This window comes from Myxococcota bacterium (assembly GCA_035498015.1).
GTDB lineage: Bacteria > Myxococcota_A > UBA9160 > SZUA-336 > SZUA-336 > VGRW01.
This window is the reverse complement of record DATKAO010000183.1, coordinates 1-8,715: the sequence shown is the minus strand read 5'-3', so window position 1 is coordinate 8,715 and position 8,715 is coordinate 1. Positions and strand designations below refer to the sequence as shown.

The following is an 8,715-nucleotide window of genomic DNA, read 5'->3' as shown; positions in this document are numbered from 1 at the left end:
GATCCTCTCGGCAGGCGCAGTGCTGAAGCGGTCGACGCACAGCAGGAGCGGAGTCAGCGCGCCGACGAAGAACCCGAAGCCCGTGTAGGTCGTGAGGAAGCTCACCAGAAGGACGAGCGAGTAGCGCAGCGCCGTTCGCCGGACCGTCCACGCCAGGCAATAGACCACGAGCAATAGGAGCGGCAGCGGCCCGTGGGAGAAGTTCGGCATGACCCACAGGCTCTCGTACTGCGCCGGGCCGAGAAAGCTGATCGGAATGATCGATGCCGCGTAGGAGAGCCTGCCCATGAGTCTCTTCTCGAGATACAGCGCGCCCAGCGCCGCCCCCGCGACGATCGCTCCGGCCGTGAACGCCTCGCCTCGGCTGCTCCAGCGATACAGCGGCTCGACGGCGACCTGGAGGAGCGCCCCCACCCCCTGTCGGTGGGGTCCGTGCTGCCAGTCGAACATCTGCCAGAGGTCGCCGCGCTCGAACAGCGTGACGGTGTTGAAGTCCCACTGGTCCCAGAAGAAGAGGTTGACCGCCCAATCTGCGATCAGCCGGAAGAGCCGGAAGACCAAGAGCGAGAAGACGGCACCGGCCAGGAGCGACGGCATCCACCGGCTCAGTCTGCCCCCATCCATCGCCGGTCACCCTAACCCAGAGCCGCGGCGGCTCCCAGTGAGTGTGCTTCGCTCATGCGAGCCGAATCGGCACCGCCGTTGCACCTCGCAGCACGGCGGAGCGGCGCCAGTCCGGCGGCTCGGAATCGCCGCTGAAGTCAGGGAAACGACGCAGCAAGCCGCCCAGTGCGATCTCGGCCTCGAGCCGCGCCAGCGCCGCGCCGAGGCAAAAGTGCCCGCCCAAGCCGAAGGAGAGATGGCGCTCCCCTCTTCGCGCGACGTCGAAGCGCTCCGCGTCGGGGAAGCGCTCGGGGTCGCGGTTGGCGGCGGCAATCACGGCCGCGACGATCTCGCCGGGCTCGAGCCGGACGCCGCCGAGCTCGCAGGGTTCGACTACCGCCCGGTCCGTGAGCTGCACCGGCGGCTCGAAGCGGAGACACTCCTCGATTGCAGAGGGAAGCAGCGCGAGGTCATCCTGGAGACGCTTGCGCTCGCCGGGGTGGCGCAGCAGCAGGACCACGGCACTCCCGATCAAGTTCACCGTGGTCTCCGAGCCGGCGGCGACGAGCAGGGTGCACAACGCCAGCAGCTCGTTCTCGCTCAGTGGCTCCTCGCCTTCCGCCTCGCTGGCGATCATGGCGGAGAGCAAGTCGTCGCGCGGCTCGCGACGGCGCTCGGCCAGGAGCTCCCGGAAGCAGCTCGCGACTGCCGCGGTCGCCCGCTTGGGCGGCTCGATGCCGTCTCGACCGGAGAGGGGATCGAGCAGCTCCGCCAGGTCCGCGGACCAGCCCTGGAACCCTCGACGCTGCTCCTGGGGCACGCCGAGCAGCTCGGCGATCACGGTTGCCGGCAGCGGTCGGGCGAGATCGCGCACCACGTCCATCTCGCCGCGCGCGGCGCTCCGCTCCAAGAGCTCTTCGACCAGCGTCTCGACGCGGCTACGCAGCTGCTCGACCCGACGCGGCGTGAAGGCGCGACTCACTCTCGCCCGCAGGCGCGCGTGCCGCGGGCCGTCGATCATCAGCAGGTTGTGATCGAAGAGACTCTCGAGGTCGGGGGCGCCGCGTATGCCGCGCCGCATCGCGCCGATCATGGGCACGCCGCTTCGATCGGTCGAGAAGCAGCGATCGCGTAGGATCCGCTCGACATCGGCGTAGCGGCCCGCCGCCCAGGCCCCGAGCAGGCGCACCCGGACGAGCGGTGCCTGCTCGCGCAGTCGCCGCCAGGTAGGGTAGGGATCGCGGCGCACGTCGGGGTGCCAGGGATGGAACGGGCCCGCCACGAGCCCGAGCGCGCGCATGGCGCGATCACTCGCTACGAGGCGCTGGAGCTGGCGGAGCATCGGGTTTCTCCCGAAGCTCACGATAGGCTAGGATCTGAATCGGTTCAACTTTTTCGTGAACTGATTCACTTTGCCTTCGGGCGGTGCGCGGAGGTCGTGCGCGAGCATGCGGATTCAGCGGCGGATCGGGCCAGAACGGGCAGCGGGCGGTCTGCGCGAACGGCAGAAGGCCGGGCGCGAGCAGCGCATCCTGCGAGCTGCGGAGGCGCTGTTCGCGCGGCGCGGCTACGCCGACACGGCGATCGAGGAGGTCGCGAGACGCGCCGGCCTGGCCGTCGGCACGGTCTACAACTACTTCGCCTCGAAGGCGGAGCTCGTGCTCGCGCTGCTGCGCCGAGAGACCCGCGAGACGCTCGCGGCTGGCGACATCGCGGTAGCGAGCGCCCCGGCCGACCCAACACGAGCCGTGACCCAGCTCCTCGATGTGTACGTGGACCTGCTCGGGCGCCACGAGCGCGCGCTCCTGCGCGAGCTCTTCGCCGCAGCGCTCGCTGAGCCCGAGACGGTCGGCCGCGCAGCCTTCGAGCTCGACCTGCGCCTGCTCGGACAGCTGCACGGCCTGCTCAGTCGGCTGCGCCGGCAGGGCGCACTCGCACGCGGCGTCGATGCCGGCCAAGCCGCGACCACGCTTTACGCCATCTATCTCGCCTGGGTGCTCGTGTTCTCGGCGAGCGAAGCCGCCAGCGTCGATGCCGTGCGGGAGCAGGTGCGGAGCGGGGTCGCGCTCGTGATGCGGGGCATCGCGCGGAGTGGATGGCGGCCACCGAGCAGCTCGTCGGTCGCAGTATAGTTCCGCGACCGTGAACCACCGACGTTGGAGGCACCATGTTCACCGAGCTCACCCGGCGCGCTCTCGGCGTTCTCGCATCCGCCGCGCTCCTCGCAGCCGCGACTCCGGCCCTTGCGGGAGTCATCTCGTTCAAGGCGGAGCTCAAGGGGTCCTATGAAGTTCCACCCAACGACAGCAAGGCCACGGGCAGCATCGCTGCGACCTACGACGCCGCCACGAAGAAGTTCGCGTACGCCATCACCTACGCGGGTCTCTCCGGGCCAGCCACGGTCGCGCACTTCCACGGACCGGCGGCGCCTGGCGCGAACGGAGGGCCGGAGCTCATGATCCCGGGCAAGCCTTCGAGTCCCATCAAAGGCGAGGCGACGCTCAACGCCGCGCAGGCCACGGATCTCGAGAAAGGCCTCTGGTATCTGAACATCCACACCGCGACGCACCCCACGGGCGAGATCCGGGGGCAGCTCACCAGAGAGTAAGGCCGCGCCGGGACCCTTGGCTTCACACTCGGCGCTCTCACCATCCCGGTGTTCCCCTATCTCTCCACGGAGCGCGATCGCGGAAGTGAGTAGAATCGTCTTCCCATTCAAAGGAGGACGTCGTGTCTCGAACCTTCCGCGCTTTGTCGGCCGTGTTTCTGCTCGCCTTCGCCAGCCCGGCCCTCGCCAAGGACTTCTGTTTCGGCATCGGCGGCGACGTGACGAGCGCCTTCGTGCTGCAGAACGTCCACGTGCCGCGGCCGGGAAAGACCGCGCCGATCACCGGGGCGTTCATCTACGTCGACTCGATGTCGAGGTTTCGCGGGCCGATCAGCGGCACCATCTATCACGACAGTCAGGACCAGAAGCTCATGATCGGTGTCTTCGTCCACGGGATGCTTCATGGCCAACCGGCATACAACAGCACCACGATGACCTGGGAGGCGAACCCTGCCACGCTGGAGGGGACTGCCGCGATCGATGAGGACGGCGATTTCCGAGAGGACGAATCACTCGTCCTGACCAGCGTGAGCTGCAAGTCGCTCACCTTCCCCTGAGATCACCGTGGGGCCTGACGGCAATCACATCGTGGTGATCGAGTTGGTCCCCTTGCCGAGGCTGGGCTTGAACTGACCCGTAGGCGTTGCGCCGTCGAAGAACACGGAGTCATCGCCCGCGCCCGCCTTTACGCTGAGGTTCTTGAGACTCGAGTTCGAGAACGCGGCCTGGTTGTCGCCATTGCCGAGGCTGAAGCTCGCATCGCCAGCCACCCCGCTCCCGCTGAAGTTGACGTAGTCGTCGCCGTTCGAGCTCTTGTAACTCACCTTCGGTGCGGACACACCCGAGAAGAAGGTCGCGTTCCCGCCGTCGCCGGCGTCGATGCTCACGGACTTGGCGACGGAAAGGCTCATCAGAGTATGGGTGTCGGGCGCCTTCCCCGTCTTGAGCGAGAACGAGCCACCGACCGTGCCGGAGAGCTGGCTGTGGTTCTCCCCGTCGCCCAGCCCGACCTTCATGGCGTGGCTCACATAGACGGTGACCACCACGTCGTCCTCGGCGGCGCTGCCCTTCACCTGAAGGTTCCCGCCCACCTCGCTGAACGCACCTTCCAGCGAGATGCCGTTGGGGCCGGCCTTGAACGAGGCGTTCCCGCCGATCTCGCAATCGCCGAACGACACGGTGTCGCCGCTGCCCTTGCCGCCCGTGAAGCTCAGGTTCTTGGCGATCCCGACCTTCACGAAGTGCACTTCGTTCAGCGAGTCACCCGCCTTCACGATCACCGACTCGACGCCGATGAACTGCGCGTTCGCGGCCGAGCCGTTCACGGTGGTGTCGACGTCGTCCGGTCGCACGCCGATGAAGCCGGTCATGATGTCGGTTGCCAAGAGCGGCACGCTCGTGATCGTGACGTGCACGGCGAAGTCGTCGAAGGTGAGCTTCAGAGTCTTGCCATGCTGTACCGCGAGGACGTTTCCGGCGAACGCGGGCGTCGCGATCCAGACACCCACGAGTCCAAGGAGAAAAAGCCTCGTCATGGGCTGTCCATTCCTGTACCCAGCTTCAAGCTCGTCTTGCCGGCTACGCTGGTCGAGCCGGTGAGCATCACGAAGTCGTTGCCGGATCCGGCCTTTACCGTGAGATCGGACTCGAAGTCCGTGTCGTGGAATGTGACTTCGTTGTCTCCGTTCCCGAGGTCCAGGCTGACGTCGCCCGCGATGATGGGGCCGTCGAACAGCACCGAGTCGATGCCGTTCTTGCCCTTGTAACTCACCTTGCCCTGAATGACTGCCGACCCCATCTCGGCGCCGTTCCCGCCGCTGCCCATGTCGAACTTGAGCGAGCCCATCGTGACCAGGCTGCCGAACGAGACGAAGTCGTTGAAGGTGCCGCCCTTGATCGTGAGCGAGCCACCCACGACGCCGCTGAAGGAGGACTCATTCGAGCCCTCACCCAGAGCGATGTTCACGTTGCGAGCCACGCTCGCTGCGCCGAGCGTCACGTCGTCGGGGCTGGGTCCACCCTTCACGTCGAGCTTCCCGGAAACCTGGTTGTTGTCGCCTTGGAGGTTGAGATTTCCGTGGCCGGCATGGATCGACACGTCGCCGCCGATCGCGCAGTCGTCGAAGCCGACGAGGGACACGCCGTCGCCCCCCTTGAAGCTCAGCTTCTTCGCAATCGAGAGACCGTTGAAATTGACCTCGCTCTGGGCATCGCCCCCCTGGACGCTCACGGACTGCACGCCGGCGAGCTTGCGCAGCTCCATGCTCCCATTCAGCGTGGTTCCCAGGTCGGGGCTCACGCTGACCGTCCCCGGGACCCCGCCCGTGAGCGACACGTGGGCTGGCTCATCGCCGAAGGTCAGCTTCACGTTTCCGCCGTGCTGGGTGAGGCGAACGTCGCCGGCCTGGGCGAGCGGGGCGGAGATCAGCCATACACCAATGAATGCCAGGACTTGCGGGATCGACATGGCACCAGCTTAACACGGCGCTCATGGGGCTCGCGCTTTCCTGAGGGGCGTGCTACACCCTGGCTCGACGACGCGCCTTCCGGCTCGAGTTGCTCAGCCAAGGCGTCGCGCTCGAAGTGAGCGCCGAACATCGGATCCGGGCGATGTGCCCCGTTCGCGGAGTCGCCCCGAGGATCGCTCTGAGCGCAGCACCCGTGTACCTCGGGGCCGCGCAAGTTCAAGTGGAGTTCCATTGACCTCTGTTTCTGTCCCAGTTCCCTTTTCTGACTTCTCCTCTCTCGGCCTGTTGCCCGAGCTCGAGCGCGCGGTGCGCGACTCGGGTTACTCGGAGCCCACGCCCATCCAGTCACAGGCCATCCCCCAGCTTCTCGAAGGCCGCGACTTGCTCGGCTGCGCCCGGACGGGCACCGGCAAGACGGCGGCGTTTGCGCTGCCGATCCTGCAGCACCTCGCCGGCTCGAGGCGGCGCGTAGCACCCAACACCGTTCGATGCCTCGTGCTGGTGCCGACGCGCGAGCTCGCGGCGCAGGTCGCGGAGAGCTTCCGCACCTACGGCGCTCACCTCGACCTTTCGATCGAGCAGGTCCACGGCGGCGTCGGACAAGGCCCGCAAGTGCGCGCGCTGTCGCGCGGCCTCGACGTGTTGGTCGCGTGTCCCGGGCGGCTCGTCGACCTGATGGGCCAGCGGCGCGCCGATCTCTCGAAGGTCGAGATCCTCGTGCTCGACGAAGCCGACCACATGCTCGACCTGGGCTTCATTCCCGACGTGCGGCGCATCGTCGCGGAGACACCCCGCCGGCGGCAGACGCTCTTGTTCTCGGCCACCATGCCGGCGCCGATCCTGGGCCTGGCCAACAGCCTGCTCGTGAATCCCGCCAAGGTGTATGTGACTCCGCAGGCGACGACGGTCGAGTCGGTCGAGCAGCGGGTCCACTTCGCCGAGAACGCGCGCAAGGACGAGCTGCTCGCCCAGCTCCTGAGCGAGCGCGACGTGGAGCGCGCGCTGGTGTTCACGCGCACCAAGCGCGGCGCGAATCGGGTCGCGGAGAGGCTCGCCAAGCGCGGCATTCCCGCCGAGGCGATTCACGGCAACAAGTCGCAGGGCGCGCGCACGCGCGCGCTCGACGGCTTCAAGCGCGGTCAGCCTCGGGTGCTGGTCGCGACCGACGTCGCCGCGCGCGGCATCGACGTGGACGGCGTGAGTCACGTCATCAACTACGAGCTGCCCGAGGTGCCAGAGACCTACGTGCACCGCATCGGGCGCACCGCGCGCGCGGGCGCGACCGGGATCGCGATCTCACTCTGCGCGAGCGGCGAACGCGACCACCTGCGGGGCATCGAGAAGCTCATCCAGCGCAGCCTGCCGATTGCACGCGATGACGCGCGGGGAGCCGCACGGCACGTGCCGAGTCACTCGCCGGCGCCGCACGACGGCGGCCGGCGCGGAGGCCTGCGGCCGCGCCAGCACGCGCGGCAAGGGCGCTCCCGGCGCGCCCGGGCACGGAGCTGAACGAGCTCAGGCCAGCGCCCGCACCAGCGCCGTCAAGTTCGTGGGCTCGCCGTGAGCCGGCAGCACCAGCTCGACCGGCCGGTTCAAGAGCGGCCGGAGCCGTTCCACGACCTCCTTGCGAGTCACTCCGCCGCGCAGCCAGTCGTTGACCTGCAGGCCCTTGCCGAAATCGACCAGCGTGTCGCCCGTCAGGACGGCGCGCCGGCTCTCGATCCACAGCACCAGGTCGTTGTGCTCTCGTCCGCGAAGCGCCTCGATGCCGAGCGGCAGCTCGTCGCCCGCGGCGTAGAGGTGGGCGCGATCGGGGCCGCGGTCGGAGGCGAGCAGCCACGCCACGTCGGGGCTGCCGCGGCCGGCTTGCTCGAGGGGGATGCCGAACTTGCGGACGAGGTCCTCGGGGGTGTCGGGCGGTGGCACGAAGACGGGGACGGCGCCCAGGCGCGTGACCAGGCTCTCGGTGTCTCGCTCGTGCCAGGGTGCGGTCAGGACCACGATCGGCGAGCGCTCGCCCGCGAGCTCGAGCAGCTCGTCGGGGACCGAGAGCGGGTCGAACAACACCAGCCGCGTGCCGTCGTCCATCGCGTACGAAGACACCTCCCGCGGCCAGCGCTCCGCCGGCGTCCATTCCGGGTGAGGCGCCGTCCAATGCCAGAGTCCCCATTGCAGCTCGCGCACGCGGGCATGCTAACGCGCGAGGCGGGGCCGATCCCACGAGCGCCGAGGCGATCGCTCAGGGCAGCGAGTCGCTATCGAACGGATCCGGCGAGCTGGCCAGCGATTTCCTGTCGGCCTGTGATTGCGCTCATGGCCGCGCGGTCAGCCTGGGCGTCACGGCCCGCAAGTTGCCTCACACGTGGCTTCCCAGTCCTCGCACGCGCTGAGTCCCAGATCGCGCGCATTCTGCGCGTCCTGCCGGTACGTCTTCAGGATCGCATCCGCCTGACTCTTGCACTGATTCTTCGCCGGCGGGTCGTTCGGGTGCCCGATCGCGCAGCCTCTCTTCTCGTACGACAACGCGTCTGCCCAGAAAGAGTTCCAGCAGCCGAACGAGACCCTCACGTACTGCTTGCAGTCGGCCTCGGCCTTCTTGCACAGCGAGGGACACTGCGCTCCGCCGGCCGCGTAGTAGCCGTTGGGGTCGGACATGTCGGCCGCGGCCTGGGTCGGCCCGACGCAGGGCGCGGCCGCGTACGGCGAGTGGATGTCGGAGATCTTGGCGCGCGCGACTCCCGCGACGGACAGGCACACGGAAAGAAGCACGAAGAACGAACGAGTCATGACGCACTCCCTCATGTGGTTCGGAGTGCATGGTCCCATACGCGAAGCGGGCCGGCTGCGAATCTCTTCACAGCCGGGCGAGGCGCGTCAGCAGCTCAGGCCGCGCGTGCGCTCGCGGCCTGCGCCACCGACTGAATCACTTCCCAGTCCAGGACGCTCGTCGTGTTTCCCTGCTCGTCGATGAACTGCACGGCGCCGTGGTTGGTGAACAGGAACTCCGATTCCTCGGGGAAGTAGGTGTGATCGTGA

At 68.0% G+C, this 8,715-nt stretch carries 10 protein-coding genes; 4 read left to right on the top strand and 6 right to left on the bottom strand.

Features of this window, described 5'->3' with window-relative positions:
• Both VMR86_16370 and VMR86_16365 read right to left on the bottom strand, forming a co-directional pair.
• Positions 1 to 597: hypothetical protein (locus VMR86_16370; protein HTO08625.1), on the bottom strand; the 597-nt coding region annotated here is incomplete at its 3' end.
• Between the two features lie 79 nt (positions 598 to 676).
• Positions 677 to 1,903: a cytochrome P450 gene (locus VMR86_16365; protein ID HTO08624.1), complete on the bottom strand. Its 1,227-nt coding sequence runs from the start codon at positions 1,901 to 1,903 to the stop codon at positions 677 to 679.
• 148 nt (positions 1,904 to 2,051) lie between these two features.
• Here VMR86_16365 and VMR86_16360 point away from each other — a divergent pair, with 148 nt between their 5' ends.
• The 3 genes from VMR86_16360 (at position 2,052) to VMR86_16350 (ending at position 3,768) form a co-directional block, all read left to right on the top strand.
• Complete coding sequence (locus VMR86_16360; GenBank protein ID HTO08623.1) at positions 2,052 to 2,735, top strand: helix-turn-helix domain-containing protein; 684 nt, start codon at positions 2,052 to 2,054, stop codon at positions 2,733 to 2,735.
• Positions 2,736 to 2,770: 35 nt separating this feature from the next.
• Positions 2,771 to 3,211, top strand: coding sequence for a CHRD domain-containing protein (locus tag VMR86_16355; GenBank protein ID HTO08622.1), 441 nt, complete (start codon positions 2,771 to 2,773; stop codon positions 3,209 to 3,211).
• 122 nt (positions 3,212 to 3,333) lie between these two features.
• Entirely contained in the window at positions 3,334 to 3,768 is a 435-nt protein-coding gene (locus VMR86_16350; GenBank protein HTO08621.1) for a hypothetical protein, read from the top strand.
• A gap of 24 nt (positions 3,769 to 3,792) precedes the next feature.
• Here the strand turns inward: VMR86_16350 and VMR86_16345 are convergent, their stop codons facing one another.
• Both VMR86_16345 and VMR86_16340 read right to left on the bottom strand, forming a co-directional pair.
• The gene (locus VMR86_16345; protein HTO08620.1) at positions 3,793 to 4,746 is read right to left on the bottom strand and encodes a hypothetical protein; all 954 of its coding nucleotides are present in this window, start codon (positions 4,744 to 4,746) and stop codon (positions 3,793 to 3,795) included.
• Positions 4,743 to 5,678 carry a hypothetical protein gene (locus VMR86_16340; protein ID HTO08619.1) on the bottom strand — a complete coding sequence of 312 codons (936 nt, stop codon included), beginning with the start codon at positions 5,676 to 5,678 and terminating at the stop codon, positions 4,743 to 4,745. Before VMR86_16340 ends, VMR86_16345 begins: the two co-directional genes overlap by 4 nt.
• Positions 5,679 to 5,964: 286 nt before the next feature.
• Here VMR86_16340 and VMR86_16335 point away from each other — a divergent pair, with 286 nt between their 5' ends.
• Positions 5,965 to 7,188: a DEAD/DEAH box helicase gene (locus tag VMR86_16335; GenBank protein ID HTO08618.1), complete on the top strand. Its 1,224-nt coding sequence runs from the start codon at positions 5,965 to 5,967 to the stop codon at positions 7,186 to 7,188.
• A 6-nt stretch (positions 7,189 to 7,194) separates the two neighbouring features.
• Here the strand turns inward: VMR86_16335 and VMR86_16330 are convergent, their stop codons facing one another.
• Together VMR86_16330 and VMR86_16325 are read right to left on the bottom strand one after the other, a co-directional pair.
• On the bottom strand, positions 7,195 to 7,863 hold the full coding sequence (locus tag VMR86_16330; protein ID HTO08617.1) for an MBL fold metallo-hydrolase: 669 nt from the start codon (positions 7,861 to 7,863) through the stop codon (positions 7,195 to 7,197).
• A gap of 153 nt (positions 7,864 to 8,016) precedes the next feature.
• Entirely contained in the window at positions 8,017 to 8,466 is a 450-nt protein-coding gene (locus VMR86_16325; GenBank protein HTO08616.1) for a hypothetical protein, read from the bottom strand.
• Positions 8,467 to 8,715: the final 249 nt, after the last annotated feature.

Excerpts from the sequence above, each read along its gene's own strand:
- VMR86_16365 (HTO08624.1), bottom strand. The coding sequence starts at position 1,903 with ATGCGCGCGCTCGGGCTCGTGGCGGGCCCGTTCCATCCCTGGCACCCC.
- VMR86_16360 (HTO08623.1), top strand. The coding sequence starts at position 2,052 with ATGCGGATTCAGCGGCGGATCGGGCCAGAACGGGCAGCGGGCGGTCTG.
- VMR86_16355 (HTO08622.1), top strand. The coding sequence starts at position 2,771 with ATGTTCACCGAGCTCACCCGGCGCGCTCTCGGCGTTCTCGCATCCGCC.
- VMR86_16345 (HTO08620.1), bottom strand. The coding sequence starts at position 4,746 with ATGACGAGGCTTTTTCTCCTTGGACTCGTGGGTGTCTGGATCGCGACG.
- VMR86_16340 (HTO08619.1), bottom strand. The coding sequence starts at position 5,678 with ATGTCGATCCCGCAAGTCCTGGCATTCATTGGTGTATGGCTGATCTCC.
- VMR86_16325 (HTO08616.1), bottom strand. The coding sequence starts at position 8,466 with ATGACTCGTTCGTTCTTCGTGCTTCTTTCCGTGTGCCTGTCCGTCGCG.